General features: G+C 59.6%; 19 protein-coding genes and 1 tRNA gene. 15 read left to right on the top strand and 5 right to left on the bottom strand.

Going from position 1 to position 21,981, the window contains the following annotated elements:
* The 3 genes from ACP153_RS22080 to ACP153_RS22070 all read left to right on the top strand — a co-directional run bounded on the left by ACP153_RS22080 (window position 1) and on the right by ACP153_RS22070 (window position 4,180).
* Window positions 1-390: a hypothetical protein gene (locus tag ACP153_RS22080; protein WP_424973183.1), complete on the top strand. Its 390-nt coding sequence runs from the start codon at window positions 1-3 to the stop codon at window positions 388-390.
* The gene (locus ACP153_RS22075; protein ID WP_424973182.1) at window positions 390-3,083 is read left to right on the top strand and encodes an ATP-binding protein; all 2,694 of its coding nucleotides are present in this window, start codon (window positions 390-392) and stop codon (window positions 3,081-3,083) included. The genes ACP153_RS22080 and ACP153_RS22075 overlap by 1 nt, the downstream gene beginning before the upstream one ends.
* 92 nt (window positions 3,084-3,175) lie before the next feature.
* Window positions 3,176-4,180: a FliM/FliN family flagellar motor switch protein gene (locus ACP153_RS22070; RefSeq protein WP_424973181.1), complete on the top strand. Its 1,005-nt coding sequence runs from the start codon at window positions 3,176-3,178 to the stop codon at window positions 4,178-4,180.
* An 82-nt stretch (window positions 4,181-4,262) separates the two neighbouring features.
* Here ACP153_RS22070 and ACP153_RS22065 read toward each other — a convergent pair whose 3' ends face one another.
* On the bottom strand, window positions 4,263-4,691 hold the full coding sequence (locus tag ACP153_RS22065; protein ID WP_424973180.1) for a TIGR01244 family sulfur transferase: 429 nt from the start codon (window positions 4,689-4,691) through the stop codon (window positions 4,263-4,265).
* Between the two features lie 146 nt (window positions 4,692-4,837).
* Here ACP153_RS22065 and ACP153_RS22060 point away from each other — a divergent pair, with 146 nt between their 5' ends.
* The 7 genes from ACP153_RS22060 to ACP153_RS22030 all read left to right on the top strand — a co-directional run bounded on the left by ACP153_RS22060 (window position 4,838) and on the right by ACP153_RS22030 (window position 10,632).
* The gene (locus ACP153_RS22060; protein ID WP_424973179.1) at window positions 4,838-5,152 is read left to right on the top strand and encodes a TraR/DksA C4-type zinc finger protein; all 315 of its coding nucleotides are present in this window, start codon (window positions 4,838-4,840) and stop codon (window positions 5,150-5,152) included.
* Between the two features lie 53 nt (window positions 5,153-5,205).
* A complete protein-coding gene (locus tag ACP153_RS22055) occupies window positions 5,206-5,433 on the top strand; it encodes a hypothetical protein (protein ID WP_424973178.1) in 228 nt (75 codons plus the stop codon).
* A 301-nt stretch (window positions 5,434-5,734) separates the two neighbouring features.
* Complete coding sequence (locus ACP153_RS22050) at window positions 5,735-6,970, top strand: ABC transporter substrate-binding protein (protein WP_424973177.1); 1,236 nt, start codon at window positions 5,735-5,737, stop codon at window positions 6,968-6,970.
* A gap of 63 nt (window positions 6,971-7,033) precedes the next feature.
* Window positions 7,034-8,065, top strand: a complete 1,032-nt coding sequence (locus tag ACP153_RS22045; protein WP_424973176.1) for a carbohydrate ABC transporter permease — start codon at window positions 7,034-7,036, stop codon at window positions 8,063-8,065.
* A gap of 3 nt (window positions 8,066-8,068) precedes the next feature.
* Window positions 8,069-8,953 (top strand): carbohydrate ABC transporter permease, encoded by an 885-nt coding sequence (locus ACP153_RS22040; protein ID WP_424973175.1) that lies wholly within the window; start codon window positions 8,069-8,071, stop codon window positions 8,951-8,953.
* Between the two features lie 114 nt (window positions 8,954-9,067).
* The gene (locus ACP153_RS22035) at window positions 9,068-10,111 is read left to right on the top strand and encodes an ABC transporter ATP-binding protein (protein WP_424973174.1); all 1,044 of its coding nucleotides are present in this window, start codon (window positions 9,068-9,070) and stop codon (window positions 10,109-10,111) included.
* Complete coding sequence (locus ACP153_RS22030) at window positions 10,108-10,632, top strand: ester cyclase (RefSeq protein ID WP_424973173.1); 525 nt, start codon at window positions 10,108-10,110, stop codon at window positions 10,630-10,632. The genes ACP153_RS22035 and ACP153_RS22030 overlap by 4 nt, the downstream gene beginning before the upstream one ends.
* A gap of 6 nt (window positions 10,633-10,638) precedes the next feature.
* On the opposite strand, the gene ACP153_RS22025 is transcribed toward ACP153_RS22030, so the two are convergent.
* Window positions 10,639-10,854, bottom strand: coding sequence for a hypothetical protein (locus tag ACP153_RS22025; RefSeq protein WP_424973172.1), 216 nt, complete (start codon window positions 10,852-10,854; stop codon window positions 10,639-10,641).
* Window positions 10,855-11,001: 147 nt separating this feature from the next.
* Between ACP153_RS22025 and ACP153_RS22020 the strand changes: the two genes are divergently transcribed.
* Entirely contained in the window at window positions 11,002-11,280 is a 279-nt protein-coding gene (locus tag ACP153_RS22020) for a DUF2312 domain-containing protein (protein WP_424973171.1), read from the top strand.
* Between the two features lie 29 nt (window positions 11,281-11,309).
* Here the strand turns inward: ACP153_RS22020 and ACP153_RS22015 are convergent, their stop codons facing one another.
* Complete coding sequence (locus ACP153_RS22015; RefSeq protein WP_424973170.1) at window positions 11,310-12,242, bottom strand: hypothetical protein; 933 nt, start codon at window positions 12,240-12,242, stop codon at window positions 11,310-11,312.
* 180 nt (window positions 12,243-12,422) lie between these two features.
* Between ACP153_RS22015 and ACP153_RS22010 the strand changes: the two genes are divergently transcribed.
* Both ACP153_RS22010 and ACP153_RS22005 read left to right on the top strand, forming a co-directional pair.
* Window positions 12,423-12,498 (top strand) — tRNA-Thr (locus ACP153_RS22010).
* A gap of 1,335 nt (window positions 12,499-13,833) precedes the next feature.
* Complete coding sequence (locus ACP153_RS22005) at window positions 13,834-16,110, top strand: restriction endonuclease (protein ID WP_424973169.1); 2,277 nt, start codon at window positions 13,834-13,836, stop codon at window positions 16,108-16,110.
* A gap of 430 nt (window positions 16,111-16,540) precedes the next feature.
* On the opposite strand, the gene ACP153_RS22000 is transcribed toward ACP153_RS22005, so the two are convergent.
* On the bottom strand, window positions 16,541-19,621 hold the full coding sequence (locus tag ACP153_RS22000) for an AAA family ATPase (protein ID WP_424973168.1): 3,081 nt from the start codon (window positions 19,619-19,621) through the stop codon (window positions 16,541-16,543).
* The gene (locus ACP153_RS21995) at window positions 19,618-20,754 is read right to left on the bottom strand and encodes an exonuclease SbcCD subunit D (RefSeq protein ID WP_424973167.1); all 1,137 of its coding nucleotides are present in this window, start codon (window positions 20,752-20,754) and stop codon (window positions 19,618-19,620) included. The genes ACP153_RS22000 and ACP153_RS21995 overlap by 4 nt, the downstream gene beginning before the upstream one ends.
* Before the next feature lie 71 nt (window positions 20,755-20,825).
* Here ACP153_RS21995 and ACP153_RS21990 point away from each other — a divergent pair, with 71 nt between their 5' ends.
* Window positions 20,826-21,644: a WYL domain-containing protein gene (locus tag ACP153_RS21990; RefSeq protein ID WP_424973166.1), complete on the top strand. Its 819-nt coding sequence runs from the start codon at window positions 20,826-20,828 to the stop codon at window positions 21,642-21,644.
* Window positions 21,634-21,888, top strand: a complete 255-nt coding sequence (locus ACP153_RS21985; RefSeq protein WP_424973165.1) for a WGR domain-containing protein — start codon at window positions 21,634-21,636, stop codon at window positions 21,886-21,888. The genes ACP153_RS21990 and ACP153_RS21985 overlap by 11 nt, the downstream gene beginning before the upstream one ends.
* Window positions 21,889-21,981 lie beyond the last annotated feature (93 nt).

The following is a 21,981-nucleotide window of genomic DNA, read 5'->3' as shown; positions in this document are numbered from 1 at the left end:
ATGGCCCGGGGGCGGCCACCTCTGTTCCTGCAGCCCGAGCCGTACCGACGTCGGCGGCTGATCGATGCGGCGCGGCTTTTGCCGGTCTTCGGAACGTTCCTCTTTGTGGTGCCGATGCTGCTTTTGCCAAAGGGGCAGGCCGGCTCCACCGCCGAGGCGATGATCTATGTCTTTCTGCTCTGGATTCTGCTGATCGTCTTTGGCGCGCTTCTGACCCGCTATATCAAGCGCGCCGAGCAGGCGACCACCCGCGCCCCGGGCTTCGCGCCACCGCCCCAGCCGGGGGGCGGGGATGTGGACCTGCTCGCGCCGCCGCCCAATAGCGCCCTTGGCCGCGCCCTGAGCGGCGAGGCCACACCCGACAGCCCAGATCGGAACGGAGACGGGTAATGCTGACGCTGAACCTGCTGGTGGTGATCTCGCTGGCCTATGTGGTCTTTCTGTTTGCGGTGGCCTTCGTGGCCGAGCGGCGGGCGTCCCAAGGCAAGATCGGCTGGCTCCGCGCGCCGATGATCTACACGCTCAGCCTCTCGGTCTATTGTACCGCCTGGACGTTTTACGGCGCGGTCGGCTATGCCGCGCGCTCCGGGCTGGAATTCGTGACGATCTATCTGGGGCCCACACTGGTCTTCGTGGGGTGGTGGTGGCTCTTGCGCAAGCTCGTGCGGATCGGGCGTGCCCAACGCATCACCTCCATCGCGGATCTGATCTCATCGCGCTACGGCAAGTCGAACGGCTTGGCAGTGATCGTCACTGTGGTCGCGGTGATCGCCTCTGCGCCCTATATCGCGCTCCAGCTGCAATCGGTGTCTCTCTCACTGGCGGTTTTCGGTGCCGAGGATATGGCCGATCTCGCGAACCCGGTGGATGGTGTGACCGACGGGCTTTGGGTGGCGATTGGCCTTGCGATCTTCACCGTGCTCTTCGGGACCCGAAACCTCGACGTGAATGAGCGCCACCATGGTGTGGTCATGGCCATTGCGGTCGAAGCGGTGGTCAAACTTGTGGCTCTGCTCGCCGTGGGGGTCTTCGTGGTCTGGGGGATCGGGGGCGGCGTGGCCGACATGGTGGCGCGGATCGATGCCTCGCCAGTTTCGACATGGGAGGTCGAGGGCGGCCGCTGGGTCGGTTTGATTTTCGTCTCTGCTGCCGCGGTGATCTGTTTGCCGCGTATGTTCCAGGTCATGGTGGTCGAGAATGCCGATGAGGCGCATCTGAGCACCGCGAGCTGGGCCTTTCCGGCCTATCTCATGCTGATGAGCCTTTTCGTGATCCCGATCGCGGTGGTCGGGCTCGACATCATGCCTGAGGGGGCAAACCCGGACCTCTTCGTGCTGACGCTGCCGCTGTCGCAGGACCAGAACACCCTGGCGGCGCTGGCCTTTCTGGGCGGATTTTCGTCGGCGACCTCCATGGTGATCGTGGCGGCCATCGCGCTCTCGACCATGGTGTCGAACCATCTGATCATGCCGGTCTGGTTGAGCTTTCAGGATGGTGGCAAGGCGAGCGTGTCCGGCGATGTGCGCCGGGCGATGCTGCTGTCGCGCCGGGTCTCCATCGCGGCGGTGCTGGGGCTTGGCTATGCCTATTACGCGGTGTCTGACGGGGGCGAGGCGCTCGCGGCGATCGGCTTGATCTCCTTCGTCGGGGCGGCGCAAGTGCTGCCCGCGCTGCTCGGTGGCATTTTCTGGCGTGGGGCCACGCGGCGCGGCGCCGTTGCGGGGCTCGTGGCGGGCTTTGCGCTCTGGGCCTACACGCTTTACTTCCCGAGCCTTGCCGTGCCGCAATCACTCTTTGCGGATATTGTCGAGCATGGTCCCCTGGGGATCGGGTTTCTCAAGCCCCATGCGCTCTTTGGGCTGACCGGGCTCGACCCGTTGGTCCACACGCTCTTGTGGTCCATGGTGGTGAATGCGGGGCTCTTTCTCGGTGTCTCGCTCCTGTCCTTTCCGTCCCCGATGGAGCGGCTGCAGGGCGCGCAGTTCGTCAATGTGTTTGAGCATTCCAGTACCCCGCGCAGCTGGGCCGGTGGCCGTGCCGAGGCTGAGGACCTGCTGATCATGGCGCAACGGATCCTTGGCCCGCAACACGCCCAGAGCGTCTTTGTCCGGGCCGCCGCGGAGCAGGGCAAGACCGGGTATCTGCCCGATACGACGCCAGAATTTCTCGTGGATCTTGAGCGTGAGTTGGCAGGTTCCGTCGGTGCTGCCACCGCCCATGCGATGATCGCCCAGATCAATGGCGGGGCCGCGGTCTCCGTACGGGAACTGATGGCCGTGGCCGATGAGACCGCGCAAATGATGGAGTATTCGAGCCAGCTTGAGGCGAAGTCCCGCGAGCTGGAGGCGACCGCGTCGAAGCTGCGCGAGGCGAATGAGAAACTCACCGAGCTTTCGATCCAGAAGGACGCCTTCCTCAGCCAGATCAGTCATGAGCTGCGCACGCCCATGACCTCGATCCGGTCCTTCTCCGAAATCCTGATGGAGGGCACGCTCGAGAGTGCCGCACAGACCCGCTACTCTACCATCATCCATGATGAGAGCCTGCGTCTGACGCGCCTTCTCGACGATCTGCTGGATTTGAGTGTGTTGGAGAATGGCCAGGTCGTGCTCAACCCGCAGGAAGAGATGCTGGGCGACCTGCTTGATCGCGCGCTGTCGGCCACGGCGGCGGGCCGCAACCGTCCGCTCACGGTGCTGCGAGATCCCGCGCAAGAGGATCACCTGATCCATACGGATACGGACCGGCTGGTGCAGGTCTTCATCAACATCATCGCGAACACGATCAAGTATTGCGACGCCGACGAGCCGGAGCTGACCATTCGCGTGAACAGCAATGGCGCGGCGCTGGCCCTTGATTTCATTGACAATGGCTCGGGCATCCCGGCACGCAGTCAAAGCGTGATTTTCGAGAAGTTTGCCCGTCTCGACGACCAATCCAAGGCCGGCGGCGCGGGGCTTGGCCTTGCGATCTGTCGCGAGGTGATGGTCAAGCTGGGCGGCTCGATCAGCTATCTGCGCGGCCAGAAAGGTGCGGCCTTCCGCGTGACCTTCCCGGTTGAAATTTCTCGCGCTGTGGCCTGAATTTCAGCGGTTTCGGGCGCCAGCAGTTACCGGGCATTAACGGGTTCTGGGCGACAAGGGAGCGTCCCGAATTGCAGAATGCGAGTCGCCCCATGTCCAATCCTGACCAGACCAGCCTCTTGCGGCGCAAGATGGAAACCACGCCCGCACCCGCGGCAGGGTCCATGGCTGTGTCTCTCGAGACGGGGTGCGTCAAGGCCATGGCGCGCGCCGGGTTTATCGCGGCGGGGGTGAAGGTCTCCGATCAGGTCGTGACCGTCACCGAGGTCTCCGGCGGTCTGGAGCTTGGCGATATCATGGGTGAGGCGGGCCTGGTGATCCCCTGTCCGGCCCCGGATGAGTCTGAGGGCTATCTTGCATTGTCTGGCGGCGGTTTGACCGCTTTGGTGGAAAAGACGACCACAGGAAAGATCTCCGAAGGAGAGGGCGAGCCACGCGCGGCCAGCACCATTGACCGGCTGCTCTGCCACGGATTTCTGGAAAGGTTTCTGGAGGCCTGGCGCGAGCTGATGGAAGACAGCTCCCATGAGGGCTGGCTTGAAGGCTATGCGCCGGCGGACCGGATGATCGCTCCGGAGGTTCTGGGCATGTCCGTGGTGGATGTGCCCTACCGCATTCACACGATCCAAGCGAAGTTCGACGGGGGGCGCGACGTGACCTTCTGGGCCGCCCTTCCGCAAACCCGGCCTCAGGCCGCAGGCGCGGCGGAGCCGCAGGATACAGGGCGCGCTGTGGAGGACTGGGCCAAGGATTGGCGGGCTGCGGTTCTCGAAAGTCCGGCTGAGCTCGAGGCCGTTCTTTGCAAACTGGAGCTGACCTTGGATGAAGTGCGCCGTTGGGCGCCGGGCGATCATGTCCCGATCCCCAGCTCTGCGCTCTCCACGGTGACCATCGGCCGCCGCAACGGTCCTTGCGTGGCCACTGCGCGGTTGGGACAGGCCCGTGGTGTGCGCGCCTTGCGTCTCAACGAGATCAGTTCCCAGCGTGCGCCCCAAGCGACCGCGCGCAAGGAAACACCGCCAGAGGCCTTGGCCCATAACCCCCAGGGGTTTGAGGACCGTCCGGGGCTGGCCGCGCCCTCTGATCCGGCGACCTAAAGATCGCGGCGCAGGGCGTCTCAAGCACCTTGAATGCCGGGCTCAAACTAGGGCGGTGGGGTGATCCCGCCGAAACAACGTCTCAGCGTTGTGCTGCCAGCGCATCCAGTTGCGGCCGCATCCCCTCCAGCGCATATCCCGCGCCAGAGAGCGCTTTGAGGATGTCGTCAGTCGACATCTCTCCGGCCATGGCAAAGGCCCAGAGAATGGCAGAGCGTGTCCCGGAGGCGCAATAGGCCAGAACCGGTCCATCCGTCTCGGCCATGACCTGCGCCTGTGCCTGAACATCCTCGAGCGAGAGGCCACCTCCAACCACCGGGTTGTCATAGAAGGCCAGACCGGCCGCCTCGACCGCGGCGCGCAGCACATCAGCGCGCAGCTCAACCGGGTTTTCCATGTCCGGGCGGTTACAAATCACCGCGGCGACACCAGCCTCCGCGAGGGCGGGAACATCCTCGGGCAGTATCTGCGGGGCGACGGCAAAGCTGGGGGAGAGGGCGCGCATATCCATGAGCTCTATGTAAGAGCGCCTCCCACCGGCGTCGAGTCCACAAAACCCGCAGGGGCGCGTCGCAAATCTTTCACCGTTGACCTGTATCAATGCCGTGACGGTCGGAACTGTCTAAAGTTCTGACAAGGACGTCACGGGGGGTGACAATGGTTGATTTGATGGAGCGCCGCGTGGCGCTGCGCGCGCGGCGACGCGCCTTGCTCAATCAGCTGCGGGAGGATCAGATCGCAGCTCAGACACGACGCCAGATGGGCGGTTGCGCAACGGCGGACCAGGCCAGGCTCGACGATCAGGCCTCGCGTAGGGCAGCGCGCCAATTGCGCCGCCTGCAGGCCGCGCTCGGCCGCGTCGCCGACGGAAGCTACGGGATCTGCATGCAATGCGGTGGGCGGATCTCGGCACAGCGGCTCGATGAGGACCCGTCCACGACACTCTGTGCCTCTTGCAAAGGCGAGGGCTAAGCCCAACCTGTGAATTGGCCCTTTGGTTTAAACGATCGCTAGGGAGCAACGCGATGACAACTGACCAAGCCCTGACCAAAGTCTTCACCCTTCTCGACCGGGTGCAGGCGGATCCGGCCCGTGGATTTGTATGCGAAGCCGAACTGGCGCGCGCCGTCACGGAACTCGAGGCCAAGAATGTCGAAGTGCCGAGCGCATTGGTAGATCTCTGCGCTCGGTTGCGGGCGGAGAAGCGCGCCTATGAAGCTCAGGAAGACGCGTTCGACAACATGCCGGTCTGATCCGCATCTCCCGGCAATGTGCTGGGGCACGCATGAGTGCACGTATCAGCAATGAAGGCGACCCGCCGGGGTCGTCTTTTTTCATGGGCCGGGGCAGGGCGGTCCAGCAGCCAATAACCGCCCAGACCTGCATCAATTTCCCGGGTGTCGCCAAGAGGAACGCTTGTTTCCTGCGCAGTGCCGTTGTTGCACCTGTTGGGTCAATCCGAGCCCGTTAACCCTATTGCAAACCTATTCAACTGCTGTCAGCGTGCCTCCAAAACGGGGCGTCACGACCCCAGGTCATGACAGGGAGACAGAGATGACTTTCATGAAATCGGCGCTGATCACATCCGCGCTTGTGGTGCTTGGCAGCGGCAGCGCTTGGGCCTGCGACGTATCGGCTGGATCTATCCGCATTTTGTCCAATGATTTCCCCGCGCTGCAGGCGGTCAATAGCGCAGCGGCCGAGTGCGCCACGGATGGGGTCACGGTCACGGCCAACATGACCACGGAGCACCGGAATATTCAGGTGCCCGCGCTGACCGCCAACCCGGCGGAATACACGGTTGCGGTCGTTTCCAACAGCTCGCTCGTGCCGCTTTTGACCGATGGGCTGGTGCGCTCGCTCGATGATCTCATCGCGGCCCATGGGGACGCGGTGTCCCCGAACCAGCGCATCGTTATCAATGGCGAGACCAAGGCGATCGCCTTCCAGGCCAATGCGCAGCACCTTTACTACCGCGCCGATATCCTTGAGGAACTCGGCCTCGCGGTGCCTGAGAGCTATGAGGACGTTCTGGCCGCCGCCAAGGCGATCAAGGAGGCGGGCCTCATGGAGTTCCCCATCGGCGGCACCTACAAGGCCGGCTGGAACGTGGCCCAGGAATTCGTGAACATGTATCTCGGCACGGGCGGGTCCTTCTTCGAGCCCGGCTCGGCGGCTCCGGCCATTGCCAATGCCAATGGCGAAGCGGCGCTGGAAATGATGAAGGCGCTCACCGAATACATGAACCCTGACTATCTTACCTATGATTCCAACGCGTTGCAGGCCGAGTTTGAAGCCGGCAACGTGGCGTTGGCCAATTTCTGGGGTTCCCGTGCAGGCGGTGTGACCGATGATGAGGGGGCCGCGCCCGAGATTGCAGCGGCGATCAAGTTCGCCGCCGCCCCGACGCTTGGCGGTGGGGATCGCCCGGCCTCGACCCTCTGGTGGGACGGGTTCACCATTGCATCGAATATCAGCGACGAAGACGCCTCGGCGAGCTTCATCGCCATGCTGAATGGCGCATCGGTGGATGTGGCCAATGCCAACTCGGACGCCGCGGTCTGGCTGATCGACGGCTACAGCCCGGGCGAAGCAGCGGCCGGTGTGCTGGCCACGGCACAGGGCGGCACCGCGCCTTACCCGATGCTGCCCTACATGAGCCTGCTGCACACGGCTCTGGGCACGGAGATCGTCGAGTTCCTGCAGGGCGGCGAAAGCGCTGCACAGGCGCTTGCAGATGTGGAGGCCTCCTATAGCGCGGCGGCCAAAGAGGCCGGTTTCCTGAACTGAGGCCCCTCTGAGCAAGACCGGGGCGTCTCGCGCCCCGGCTGACCCCGTGCCCCGGAGACCGAGATGAAGCACAAGACGTTCTTCTGGTTCATGCTGCCGTCGGCCTTTGCGATGCTTCTGTTCATCGCGCTGCCCATCGCGTCGGTATTTGTCCAATCCCTCTTTGTTGAAAATGAAAAGGTGCTGGCGGAGGTGACCACGAGCGGGCCTTTCGGGAGCACCACCCAGGTCATGGTCGATGAGGAGGCCACCGCGGCCCTGAACGAGGCCCAGCCCTTGGGGCAGTTCAACGGGCTTGCGACCTACACGAACCGGAACCATCTGGCCTTTGCCGAGATCGGAGAGTTCTGGCGCAGCACCGACAGCGTGGGGGCGTTCATCCAGCAGGTCTATGGGCTGCCCTTCTACAAGGCGCTGACCTTCACGCTGGCCTATACCTTCATCGTGACGCCCCTGATCATCGCGCTCGGATTTCTGATCGCGGTGGCGGTGAACGCGCTGCCCAAGATCCTCAAGGGACCGGTAATTTTCACCTCGCTCTTGCCGATGATCATCACGCCGCTCGTCGGCTCTCTGATCCTGTTCTGGATGATCGACAGCCGCGGGGTGATCGGGAAAACCCTGCAATTCATCTTTGAGGACCCGGATCTCAGCCTCAAGGCCTCGCCAACGCTGACCTGGATCACGCTGATGGTCTATGGGGTCTGGTCCTCGGCACCCTTTGCCTTTGTTGTGTTCTATGCGGGCCTCCAGACGGTCCCGCAGGATACGCTGGAGTCCGCGATGATCGACGGGGCCACGCGATGGGAGCGGATCCGCTACGTGGTGCTGCCTTATCTCATGCCGCTGGTGACCTTCATCGCGCTCATCCAGCTGATGGATAATTTCAGAGTGTTCGAGCCGATCGTGGGCTTCAATGCCGAAGCGAATGCGACCTCACTCAGTTGGATCATCTATAATGACCTCAGGGGGAGCGAGGTGTCTCTGTTCGGCTCTGCCGCTGCGACCTCGATGCTGACGATCCTGGGTGTGGCGATCCTGCTGACACCGGTGCTGATCCGCACCTGGCGTGACTTCTCGAAGACGGGGCACTAGGACATGGCCACAAATATTGCGACACAACGGTCCTTGCCCCTGCGCCTGTTCCTCTGGGGGTTCGTTTTGGTTTGGCTGGTGCTGGCGGCGTTCCCTTTCCTCTGGACCCTCTGGGGCTCCTTCAAGGTGCAGGGTGACTTCTTTAGCCGCGAGGATTGGCGCAATGCACTCTCCGGTGTGCGGACCATCGCCGAGACGGGCGGGTATTTCACCGGAGCGGGTTATGAGGGCGCCTGGGTACAGGAGGAATTCTGGCGCGCCGGGGTGAACACGATGATCGTGACGCTCTGCGTGGTGGCGATCTCGCTGACTTTCGGGACGCTGGGGGGCTACGCGCTCAGCCGGTCGAGCTTCAAGTACACGTTCTGGATCCTGATGGCGGCGCTGATCTTTCGCGCCATGCCCCATATCACGTTGGTCTCGGGCTATCTCCTGCCGTTCTTTGAGCTGAATATCTGGGGGATCTTGCCGACGACGATCATCGTGCTCGTGGCGATCAACCAGCCTTTCACGCTCTGGATGCTGCGATCGTTCTTCATGAACATTCCGAAGGATCTGGATGAGAGCGCAATGGTCGATGGCTGCACCCGGTTTCAGGCCTTCCGCCGGGTGATCATTCCGGTCATGTGGCCGGGGGTGATCACGACGGGGCTCTTCTCATTTCTCTTGGCGTATAACGACTTTGCGGTGACGGCGACGCTTCTGAGCCAGGACAATCAGACCATGATTCCGAAGATCGCGAGCTTCCTCGGCACCACGCAGCAGGAGGGCAACGTGATGTTCGCGGTCTCGGCGGTTGTGTCGGCGACGGCGCCGCTCTTCGTGCTCGTGCTCTTCTTCCAGCGCCAGATCGTGAGCGGGCTGACCGCAGGGGCGGTGAAAGGATGACGGGGGCAGGGCGCGCTCCCGCCCCGCACGACCTGTGGTCTTTGCGCGTTGGGCCCGGCGCGGGCCTGCGGCCCGCGGGTGAGTATTTTCAGAACAATGAAGGGGGAGGCCAGAATGGCTGAGATCCGGCTGAACCATGTGAAGAAGCGCTGGGGCTCCTTCATCGGGGTGGATGATTTCCACCTGACCATTGCGGACAAGGAATTCCTCGTGCTGCTGGGGCCGTCCGGTTGCGGCAAGACGACGACCATGCGGATGATCGCGGGGCTAGAAGATCCGAGCGATGGGGAGATTTGGATCGGGGACCGGATGGTCAACACGCTTGATCCCAAGGATCGGGACGTCGCGATGGTGTTCCAGAGCTACGGTCTTTATCCGAACATGAATGTCTATGAGAATATCCGCTTTCCCCTGAAGGTCCGGAAGGTGCCCGAGGCGGAGCACGAGGCGCGGGTGATGCGGGCCTCGGCGATGGTGGAGCTCGACGATTTTCTGTATCGCAAGCCTGCGGCCCTGTCCGGCGGGCAGCGGCAGCGAGTGGCCCTGGCGCGGGCGATCGTGAGGGAACCCAACGTCTTCCTGATGGATGAGCCACTCTCGAACCTCGATGCCAAGCTACGGGTCAGCACACGGGCGCAGATCAAGAACCTGAGCCATGAGCTGCAGGTCACGACGATCTATGTGACCCATGACCAGATCGAGGCGATGACCCTCGCGGATCGCGTGGTGGTGATGTCAGCCGGTGTGGTGCAGCAGGTGGGCACGCCGACGGATATCTATGACCGCCCGGCAAATACCTTTGTGGCGAGCTTCATTGGATCGCCGGCCATGAACCTGATGGAAGGGAAGGTGGTTGACGGCGTTTTCCGGTCGGAGAATGTCGAGATCGCCGGGTTCAGCGGTGTGTCCGGCAAGGTGACGCTGGGGTTCCGGGCTGAAGATGCGGCGGTGACGGGCGAGGGGGGGCATATCGCGGCCCCCGTCTACTCCATGGAGCTGCTCGGGGATGCCACCATGGTGACCGTAAAGGCCGGGGGCACGCTGGTCGCGGTGAAGGCGGCCAAGGACTACCGCTCCGATATCGGGGCGCCGGTGCAGTTCAGCGTACCGGCCGAGATCTGCCATCTCTTTGATGCCGAGATCGGAGCGCATCTGTGAGTGGAGCCCGTCCTGAACAGGCTATCCTGACTCGTGATACGGACATGTCCAAAACCGACGCGACGCGCGCGGTCATCGAGGGTATGGTCGATGGACTGAATGACCACCGGATTGCCGATATCGGCGAGTTCTTCTCCGAAGGGTTCGGCTGGTATGGAAATCGGGGCTGTGGGACCAAGACCGGCCTGCGGGAGTTTCAGGAAAACTGGCAAAAGCCCTTTCAGGCGGCGTTTTCCGACAAGGTCTGTGTCGATGAGGCGCGGCTCTATATGGGCGAATGGGCGGCGGCTTTTGGCCGGCAGGAGGCTGTGCATTCCGGCCCCTTCATGGGGATCGCGGCCACCGGCAAGCGGGTCGAGATCCGCTACATGGATTTCTGGAAGGTCGTTGACGGCAAGATCGTCGACAACTGGGTCATGGTCGATTTCCCCCATGTCCTCGCCCAGCTCGGCCATGACGTCTTTGCCGGCGAGGGGTGGGAAGCGTTTGATCGCGGCGAGAAGACCCCGCCCGCGCCGTGACCAGGCTCAGGCCAGGAACACGCCCACAACGACGATCATCAACCCCAGCGCCGAGACCCCGAGCGCCCCGAGATTGAGCGCCACCGCTTTTTGCAGGCGGGCGCGCAGGGCGTCCTCGCCCAGTTCGGCGCGTTTGGCCCGGGCCACTTCGACGATGCAATAGATGAGACCCAGCAGGCCCAGAACGGTGATCACGGCCCCGGCGGGCACCAGCATGTCCATCCTCTGTCTCCGATTGGTGCGATCTGTTGCGGCGGGGTAGCGTGCCTGCAGCAGAGGCACAAGTGGGCGATGGGCGAAACGGTCTTGATGCCCGGTCGGAGTCGGGCTACCGCAGGGCCTCAATGACAGTCAGGGAGAACGCGCGAGATGGATGACGCGGTGACGGAAAACAACGCGGGAGCGCCGGACAGCTATCGGGTGACGGCGGGCGAGTTGCGGCAGTTTGTCGAGCGGATCGAGCGCTTGGACCAGGAAAAGAAGGACATCGCCGAGCAGCAGAAAGAGGTGATGGCCGAGGCAAAGTCCCGGGGCTACGACACGAAAGTCATGCGCAAGCTCATCGCTCTGCGCAAACGCGATCCCGATGACATTTCCGAAGAAGAAGCAGTGCTGGAACTCTACAAGGAAGCGCTCGGGATGTCCTGAGCGCCTCGGGCGCCTGCGCGGCGCTCGGCTCAGGCAAATCCGACGGACGCCGTGTCTTCCGCGGGTCCATTGGTCTGGATTGTCCCGCCAGCGGTCAGGACCTGCACATCCGGGAGGGTCGCAATCCTTTCGAGATCCTTCTCATAGGCCGCGTCCAGCCCATCGATCCGCTCCTGCGTCCAGTCCGGCAGGTCGTAGCTTTCGGCCATTTCATCCTCCTGTCCGAAGCGATCGAGGAAGTTCACTGCGGCCCAGCGGCGCTGCGCGACCGTGATCGTTGGGTGGCTCTCGAGATAGGCGGTGAACTGTTCGAACCCGTCTGGCGTCAGCACTTCCCGCAGGCGGGCATGGCGCTTGTGCAGCGACGCGTTCTCGGCCACTCCGGCGAGCGATGTCATCACCTCAGGCCAGATCAGGGGCGTGTCCTCGTTGCACCAGACGGTGATCTCCGCATCCGGCACTGCAAAGCGCAGACGCTCGATCACATCGTGCCAGCTCAAACTGTCGAAATCGATTTCCGCGAGGAAGGCGTCGAAGCTGATGTTCTGACGCCGCGCAAAGATCGCAGGCAGAAAGCTCGCCGGGCTGCGCAGCCCGATATGGAAGGAGACCGGATGATGGGGAAAGACGTTGCGGAGCCAGACTGCCTTCTGTCCCATTTTCCCATAGAAGCTGGCATCCTCGAAGATCTTCTGCTGGGTGCAGATGAAGTTCTCGCTCGCCATGACCAGCCGGTGCCCGTCCTTGCCGTCGAGAATGGCTTCCAGCACCGCCTCCTCGGCGTCCCGGTCCGAATGGGCGCCCTGGAGACGACGCACAGTCTCGCGCAGGATCGGGCGGTAGACCTCGCCTGCTGGCACAATCACGCCATTGCGCTCCAGCATGGGCGTATTCGCCCGAAGGCTGGTCAGAAGCAGGTCGTCGTCGGTGCTATGGGCGCCGATATGGTAAGCGATATGCATATGTCTTCGTCCACTGGATCCTGCGCCGAGTGTCGCCGGTTCTGGTTTCCCAAGTGTTAACCGGTTCTGGCGGCGGATGCACTTTGTTCGCAGTGCGCGCCCTTCGATGCTGAAAATCGAATTCATGGGTTCGAGAGGGCTTGTCATCACGCGCCCACGGCGATACTCAGCCGCTCGGATGCCCCTATAGCTCAGCTGGTAGAGCAACTGATTTGTAATCAGTAGGTCCGCGGTTCGAGTCCGTGTGGGGGCACCACCTTTTCAAGTAGTTACGTGAAAGGCCCGTCGACTGGGCGGTTGTCAGCGACCACATAGCGAGCACGGCACTTTGCGGATGAGTGAAAACCTGCATTCTGGTTTCGAGATAACTCGTTTTGTTCGTTTGAGCCTAATGCGATGACCAAGTCGACGAAGCTGGAGCAAAAAGAGGGAATGCATAGCCGGCGGAGCTAGGAAAGCTTGGATGGAGCAGAAACGAGCTATGTAGGCGTCGACTTGCCTCTGGTAGAAGACTGATGATCTGGCCAGAGTTTCCGCACAACGGAAGCGAGAACAGCCGGGACAAACGTTTCTCAAGCTAGTGGCTGGTTGCTTACAATCGTATCCTGGGGAACCGTTTTGTCCGGTGTCCGCCATCACTCAACAAGGACTTTGGCCTTTCTAAGGTCGCTTAGGAGCTCCAAGTTTAGCGGCTCGTCACTGCCCAACAGGCATATCCAAGGGATGCCTCCGAGAGATGAGGAATCGGCCTTTGATGCTGTCGTTTTCGCCATTCTACCAAGGTGATTCTGGTTCGACGAACAGGGCATTGACGCTGGTCCTCGCGGTCCACTCTAGGACTTTGCTGATTGTGAATTCAGGACTACGATCAGATCTAGTGTACTTCGGAACGCCCCGCCTGCTCTTGAGCACCGCCAAGACGGCCCATACGCGCTAGCAATTCACCAACGTGCGCCCCCGACTACTAGGCATTCCCGAGTGAACTCGTCAATCATCTTAAGAATATGGAGCATTCGCCGGCCCGCTTTCGTTACCCCGCATCGTCAGAAACACGAACTTGATTTGGCTGTTCAGTTCGGAGCCTTACATAGATTAGCTAAACTGTCTGGCAGTGCATTCTGAAGAAACCTCCAGAGAGGGGGCAGCAATCTCCTGCAACGCCTTGCTTGCTTTGCGGCAAGCGAAAGCCCTGCCGACGCTAGACCGGGGCGACCAATTACCCGGTAGGTGAACTCCAAAGCAATTCCACCAAAAGGGGCGCTTGTGATTGACAAGCGACCCATCTAGGCGGAGCAGGGCGTCGTCAGGCTCGATAGGACCAGCAGCGCAATCACTTGCAACTCCGGTAACCGCCATGGCGAAGGTATTCTGGCGTTCCGTTAGTAGAAACAAGCTGTTCAGTCAGGGCGGAAAGCCGTCATTCGCTGCGATGGCAGAATCCCGGTCTATTCTTTGCTAGAGCAGACGTTCGCGAGAAGTTGAAATGATGTTCGGAAATGCTCACCAGCCCAATGGACTACGGCCAACTTTTCTTACAAATGCTCGACTGATAATGTGAAATCTTTGGTGAGTTTGTAGGCAGGAGAGTTAAATGAAGAGGCTTGGCAATCTGTCACCTCCGGACTTTGAGGACTTGTGCCGTGATATCCTGCAAGCTGAAACCGGTCAGCGGTTTTCTGCGTTTGGCGCGGGAGCTGATGGCGGTGTTGATGGCAGGCATTCCAAGGGTCCTAAGTCGACCATTATTCAGTGCAAGCATTATCTGAATTCAACGTTTTCTCAGTTGAAATCGGCTTTGAAAAAGGAAGTGCCGAAGATCGATCTTCTGAAACCAAGTCGTTACATTTTCTTGACGTCTCAATCGTTGACACGTGCACGCAGCGACGAACTGGCAGATGTGTTAGGTGATCGCCTCAAACATCCGGAAGACATTTGGGGTGCGGAAGATATTGAGGCCGCGCTGAAGCGTCACCCCGACGTCGAAAAGGCAAATCTGAAACTCTGGATGACCAGTACGGCAGTTTTGGAGAAGGTGCTGCAGTCAGGCCTCGAGGCCCACACCGCAGCGACCAAAGCCGAAATCTTGGACGAGTTGCGAGTTTATGTTCGTAACCCAAGTTTTGAGGCCGCGTTTGAAAAGCTCGAACGACATCGCGTCCTCGTTGTGTCTGGCCCGCCAGGGGTGGGGAAGACCACGTTGGCCAAAATGCTCACCTATCACTATCTCGATGACGATTGGCAATTTTGCGCGATAAGATCTCTCGACGATGGCTTTGCCAGACTGGATGAGGAAAAACGAACCATCTTCTTTTTTGACGATTTTCTCGGTCAGATTGAGCTCGATCGGCAAGCGCTTGTTCAACGGGATGGGCAACTTGCGAGATTTGTGAAACGCGTTAGAGCTTCCCAAAACTCTCGTTTCATTCTTACCACGCGCGCACACATTTTTGAGGAAGCACGACGGCTTTCGGATCATATGGATGAGGGCCGCTTCCAGCTTTCAAAGTTCTTACTGGATGTCGGCCAATACACTCGCTCAATCAAAGCGCGTATCTTGTTCAACCACCTTGCCGCGTCAGATTTGAATCGTGAACATATAGAAGCCCTGCTTCAGGATGATTGGCTCAAGAAGATCGTCGACCACCCAAACTACAATCCGCGCTTGATTGCGCATGTTGCAGCGGAATTTCCTGAGGACTTGGAACCATCCGCCTATCCAAAATTTGCCTTTAGGACCCTAGAAAATCCTGCGCTGATCTGGGCCAAGGCATACCGCAGTCTCAGTATGCGCTGCCAGAATTTGCTTGTGGCTCTCTACTTTGGCAATCAGTATCGCCAATCCATCAAGGTTCTGCGGGAAAGCTTCAACGCGATACACAATAAGATCTGCGAACACTATTCACAGCCGTCAAAGCCAGACGACTTCGAAGAGGCTCTAAAATCACTGGAGTCTGGTTTTGTTGCTATCTCCGGGAACCAGGTACGGTTTGTGAACCCATCAGTCCGCGACTTTCTAAAAGAGCATCTATCTGATGGAGACTTTCTGGGCCTGCTCCCGCCTCTTTGTGTTCGAGCGGAATGGGCTCAGAGCCTGTGGAGTCACCTTAAACAAACGTTCCAGACCGATCCCGAAAAACTGAAAGAGCTGGCGCAAAAATTCTGCGAGTTCGCGAACAATCTGGACCAAATCCCCAACTTCGCAAAGGTGAAGTCGGAGCAATACCATTATTGGTACAGCGAACTCGATGATCTTTCTATCGCTGAGCGCAGTTCGCTTCTACTTGACCTGTTTGAGCACTCTGGCGACCGTGGCTTTCTAGATGCAGCAATTTCAGTATTGAAGAGCGATATCCTTTGGGTGGATGCGTCACGAGATTCCAGAGAGTTACCAGAACTCCATTGGAGAATCTCCAGCTTTGTCGATGATGATGTTGACGGGAAAGAAGACCTGCAAGTGTCCGTTGAAACTGCCCTCGTAAGGTCAATCGAAGCTGGCGTTCCAATGGATGAGTTGGTCGCCGTGAAAGACGCCATAGATGAGTACCTAAACGAAGCTATTGATCTCGAGCCCATCGAACAGGCGATCAACTCTGCGATTGACTATGAGTTTGATGAGGTTTCACAGGCAATCTCTGATCTTTCATCCGAACGCGAGCTGAACGAGCACTTAGAGCTTCTGGATTTCATTGCAAAGCACACCGGGCGCAGCGCCGAAGCTGCGAGAAACGTGGTGCTTGAGAAGATCAGCGAAATAGAGGTTCCTGACTATGATGACTACCGGCCAAGCTCTCGAGGACGAAGTAGTCACGCCGATTCAGAGTTTTCTGACAATGACCTCGTGAGCTTGTTCTCGACACTTTCAAAATAGTTTCTTTTTAGAAAAGTCTGGTAGTTTCAAAAGGGGACGGGTCACGAGCTCGTTGGCGTTGTAACAGACCTGAGTTCCAAGCGCTGACATTTCGAGCACCACGTCAACATACTATAAGCCTGGTGGCTCTTTCAGGACGGGCCAAAAAGATCTGGCGTGTTCTCATCACGCCGCGCGCTCAAGCCTTCGCCAAGATGTAGACATGGATGTTTAACGCGTGTGAGCCCATTACGTCCCTCGAAGTGGACCCACCCACCTCTTGGCATGCCAACGCTTAGGATCGGGGCACCGCAGATTGGACAAGCCCGCTTAAATGATGCGCCCTTGCTGCGTCTTTGGCTGCCCCGGAGCACCCAACCGCCACGGACAGAGATCGTACGCCCCGTCGACAGTCGCCGAATATGAGCTTTTCGAAAGTACCACCTTTCCGTCACCCTAGTCCCCTTCTTTCCTCGACCCGGCTGCCGCTTGGGGTCGAACGCACGTAGAAGCCTTGCGGAATAGCCTCCTGCACCAGCCCGACGTGTGAGATCAGGCCCACAGCCCGGCTGCCCTCTGTCAGCGCAGCAAGTACTTGGATCACTTGATCCAGCGTGCCCGCCCCATTCTCGGTGTCGAGGCTACCGAAGCCTTCGTCGATAAAGATTGTGTCCATCCGGACCTTGCCCGAAAGGCTCTCGACCACATCGGCTAGTCCAAGCGCAAGGGCCAGTGCCGCGATAAAGGTCTCGCCACCTGACAGCGTGGCTGTCGCGCGCGCCTTGCCGGTGTTGATGTCGAAGACTTCGATTTCGAGCCCACGCTTGCCGCGACCGCCAGATGCCTCGAGCCCACGCGTCAGCCGGTAGCGACCACGCGTCATAGGGCCGAGCCTCATATTTGCCGCCTCGAGAACCTGGTCGAACATTGCACCGATCGCGAAGGTCTCGAGTGTCATGTTGAAATCGTTCTTGCCGTTGGCCAGATCAGCCAGCCCCCGGAGCGGACCGGTCTCAGTTTCAAGCCGCTCGGTTTCGGCCATGGCCGCGGCAAGCGATTTCTTGAATTCGGTCAGTGACGATACATCCGTTCTAGCCGTGGCGAGTGCAGCGTTGGCCGCGTTCAAGTTCTGAGTGGCTTCTGCCAACGCCAGCTGAAGCGGGCGAAGGTCCGGGCGTTCACGATCTGTGCAAGCGGCTGTGGCGTTCTGCAATGTCGTGCGAGCAGCGATCAAGCCATCGCGGTGATCGGTTACCTTCTCGCGGTCGGCGTCGAGAGTCAGGAAATGTGCCTTGCAAGCCTCATATCCTGCTTTGTCCAGCCCGACCTCGGCAAGCCGAGCGGCAAAATCACCTTTCGCCTTTTTTTCGCGCTGCTTCTGCGCGCCGTGCGCCCGCTTCGCTGCGTCAAGTTGCTCTTGCGCACGGGTTAGCGCTTCACTGGCGGCTCGGTCCTGCTGCGTCGCCATTTCCAGCGCCTCGGACAGTTGCTTTTGCTCTCTCTGCAATGCCTCCCGTCGAGCGACAACCGCCCCGGGCGAGCGCAGACCTTCCGGCAGGGCCTCGATCACTGCATCCAGCTTCGCGCGCGCGCCGGCAAGAGCGGTCCCGGCCTGGCCCGCAGCGGTGCGCGCTGTAGCCTCAGCAGTTTCTGCCTCGGTCACTTTCCGCTTCAGTTCGGCCAACTGCTCCGCCATCGCGTCTAGATCGACTGCTTCTCCAAGCGCGGCGACATCGCCTTCAAGCCGTACGATTTCAGCTTCGAGTTCCGCCATCGTGCGCTCGGGTCGTTCCTGTTCGTCCAGCGTCTGCTTCTTTTCATCCAGCCACGTTCGGCAATTGCCAAGTTCGGTTTCCGCCCGCACCCGGGCTTCGGCTGCAGTTCTCGCTTCAGACTGTGCTTTGCGAAACGCTTCGGTCAAACCAGATTGCTCGGGCGTGCCATGAGCCGGCGCAGGATGATCGTGGGAACCGCAGACAGGGCAGGGCGCTCCTTCAGTCAACTTTTCGGCCAGAATGATCGCCTGCGTGCGCGAAAGCCGCACCTCGGCATCGCTCAAGGTCTCCTCGGCGGCCTGTGCCGCATGGGCTCTAGTGGTCAGTTCGCTCGTTGCCGCTTCGACCTTTCGTGCGGCATCGGCGACAGCTCCCTGCGCCTTTGCATACGCCGCTGACTTCACCCGTTCCCGGTTGACCTCGGCGATCTCACCGTTCAGCTTGCCTCGCAACGCTCCGGTTTTTCGCGCCTGTTCAAGCACCATATCGGTCGCATCACGCTGAGACTGGAGCCTTTCGCGGGCCTCTATGGCCTCAGTCAGCGCCTTCTTTGCTGAGGCTTCGTCCGTCACAGCCTTATCAAATGTATTCTGTAACTCTGAAGCCTGCTCGACCTGTTTCTCAATGGCCTCCAACTTCGTCAGGTCGGCCTGAACCTGCTTCCGTCGCTCCCCGTCAGACTGCGCCTCGACCATTTTTTGCGCGGCATCTTCCTTCGCCCCATTGGCGGTATTGAGCTCCGCTTCAGCGTTGGAAACGGCATCCACCGCAATTCGTGCGTCTTGCTCCGCATTGTGCCAAGCCGTCTCAAGATCACGGGCTTTCAAGGCATTGCTGACAGCCTCTACCCGCCTAGCCAGAGCATCAACCTCATCATTATTCGCTTCAAGGCCGTCAAGCGCCTGCTGCGCAATGTCGACGGCAGCAAAAGCCTTCTCGATCTGTTCGCCTTCGGCCAGTGTCTTGCGCGCGGCTTCGTTCGTTGCCTCTGTGATCTGCTGATCTCGCTGTTTTTCCTCGACCTTGGCTTCCGCTGCAGAAATTCCTAGCTCCAGTGCCTCAGCGCTCTCGAAGCCGCGCTCCTCAAGCCGCGCTACATAGAGTGCACGTTGGTCGCGTAACGCTCGCTCTGCCTCCGAGGCTTCTTCCTTCAGCCGAGCGGCGAGATTACGATAGATCTTCACGTCGAAGAGATCTCGTAATATGTCGACCCGCGCATCGGTTTTTGCGGTAAGGAACGTTTCGAACTTTCCTTGAGGTAGGAGTACGATCTGCCGAAACTGATCCGCTCCGTAGCCAAGCAGAGCCTCGACCTCTCTCCCAACTACCGAGACCTTCTTTTCTTCAATTACGCGACCGGATTGGCTCGGGCCAATCGTATCCACTGGGATCCCGGTTACGTCGAATAGGGAGGCTTCCGCTGCGTCATCTGTTGTCCCTTCGCCTCGCGCTTTCGGGCGCTCTTGCGCCGGACGACGACGGATCAGGTAGGTCTTGGCACCCAATTCAAAAACAAATTCGACTTCAGTGGGTAGATCGGGCGCAGAGTGATCCGAACGCAGCGAACGTGGCTCCTGATCGGTCTTGGTTGGCGCCCCGAAAAGCGCGAAAGACATCGCCGAGAACAACGTCGACTTCCCAGCCCCTGTCTGGCCGTAGATTCCGAACAGCCCTGTCTCCAGCGCGGAACGGAAATCTACCACCTCGGTTGTCGCGAACGGCCCAAAGGCCTGAAGCGATAGGCGAATGGGTCTCATGTCTGTTCCTCCCCGGAGGCGGAGGCGTGGAGCTTGTTCGCGACAATCTCGACTTCGGCAGCACTTGGTTCCCGGCCGCGTACAATCTTCATGAAGTCGCCGACCATCTCGATCGGCGTGACGGCGAACCGCTCACCGCTAAGCATTTTGGTCTCTGGGGCGCGACCCTGTCGGTCGTAGGCCAGATGACAGGCATTGGGGTAGGTCGCACGCAACCGCTTCATCGGATCTATCAGAGGGTTCTCGTCTGTAAGAATCGCCTGGATGAAGTCTTCAGACGGCGTTCCTGCCAGAAGATCCGAGAATGCCCCGGTCAGCGAACGCACTTGCCGGATTGGACGGAAAGCTACGGTACGAATCTCGACTCCTTCAGCTTTGAGATCGACGACAGTCATGGATTTTTCACTTCCCGCCTCATCGAAACCGAAGGCGAGCGGTGCGCCGGAATACCGAATATGGCTCGCGCTTACTTCCTGCGGCTTGTGCAAATGCCCCAGTGCCACATAATCCGCCCCGTCGAAGACATCAGAGGGCACAGTTTCGATCCCGCCGACCCGTGTCAGGGCGCGCTCGGTCTCACCGACCGCGCCGCCTGCAACGAAGGCATGAGCCACTACGACCCAACGCGCTCCTTCAGGCACCTGAGCCCTCGCTGCGGAGATTTGGGCTGCGATGACATCTGCTGGCGTGCTGATACCCTCATCCCCGAACACTTCCCGCGCGGCATATTCATAGGAAAAGGGCAGCGCGGAAAAGGCGATCTCGCCATGCTCGTCACTCAGCACAAGCGGAGTCTCCAACGCGTCGGCGATTCCGCGCACCAGCACTCTCGACGCGGTGGAGAAGACAGACATTGCCTCGATCCGGTCACCGGAATCGTGGTTTCCCGAAATCATCACTACGGCGGCTTCGGTCTCGTCTGCCACGCGCTTGAGGAAGTGGTTGAACTGCCGGATGGATGAGTTGGGCGGTGAGCCACGATCAAAAACGTCCCCAGCGATCACAAGAACATCGACCCGTTCGACCAAGAGCGTCTCGAGAATCTGGCCTAGGACGACTTCATGATCCTCCTCAAGGCTCAGCCCCATGAACTGACGCCCCAGGTGCAGATCTGCAGTATGAAGTATTCTCATGTCGCACCGTCAATTATTACACATGTAAAAACTATATGGACAGTGGTGAAGAGTCAAGGTATCCTTGTCGCATGCCCTTTGAAGACCTCAAACATGCCCAGCGTGCGCGCCTAGAATACCTCGACAGACTGTTTTTCTGGGACGGTGCAGCAACTCGTGCTTCCTTGATCAAGCGTTTTGGTATTTCTAATGCGCAGGCCGCTCTCGATTTTCGGACTTACCTCTCCGAAGCGCCGAAAGACGCACTGCACTATGATGCCTCTTCGCGCCAATACCTTGCCGATCACAGCTTTGAACGGCTCACTGGTAAGTCGTCTTCGATGGAGCTGGAGCAACTCTTAGTCGGCACTCCATCTCCAGCATTCGATAGATTGCCAGATTTGCAACGCACTCAGGACCTGCGCGTCTTACGGCCGCTCTACCGAGCCTTCAGGGCGAAAGAGGCAACAAGGATCGTTTATCAATCGATGCGAGATCCAGAACCGATGACTCGCTGGATTGCACCTGTTCGATTCGCTTCTGATGGCGTTAGGCTTCACGTACGAGCCTGGTGTTTTGAACGTAATGGTTTTCGTGACTTCCATCCTGTTCGCATTGACCCTGATCAGTCGTTCGCAAAAACCAAGCCGGCTGGTGCGGTACCCCGAGATGACGATTGGTTCACCTGGGCCATCCTGAAACTCAAACCGCATTCAAGATTGACTGAGGCGCAGCAACGCGTGGTCCGCATTGAATTTGGGTTCACTTCAGACGTGCTTGAGTCAAGAACCCGGAAAGCACTTGAGTTCTACACGAAACGCCGATGGGGTCTTGAGCAAAATGAGCCTCGTCTAGAACGGGTCTCTATCGACTATATTCCAATGACCGAGGAGGAGATTGATGCAAATTGATATGCGCCGCATAGACCCCTCCCTCAACATGAACCGGTTCTATTCCGTGGGGCTGACCAAAGACCTGTTTGGCCAACACGGCGTCCACCGGCAGTGGGGCCGCTTTGGTACTTGGGGCCGGCATTGCCACGATTGGTACCGGACACAAACCGAGGCTGAGACTGCCCTTTCTGACTTAGTCAAACAAAAGCTGGCGCGCGGCTACCTGATCAAACTGCCTGCGTCAGAAGGCCAGGGGCTCTGAAATGCCATCTTTTGGAAAATGGTCGCAACAAGGTGTTCCCAAGAAAGGTTGGATCTGCATCGGATTTGAGGATCTTGGTGAACCCTCCACCCA

This window comes from Dinoroseobacter sp. S76, assembly GCF_049801095.1.
In the GTDB taxonomy this organism is placed as follows: Bacteria; Pseudomonadota; Alphaproteobacteria; order Rhodobacterales; family Rhodobacteraceae; genus Dinoroseobacter.
The sequence above is the reverse complement of the archived record's forward strand: the minus strand, read 5'-3'. Positions and strand labels throughout refer to the sequence as shown.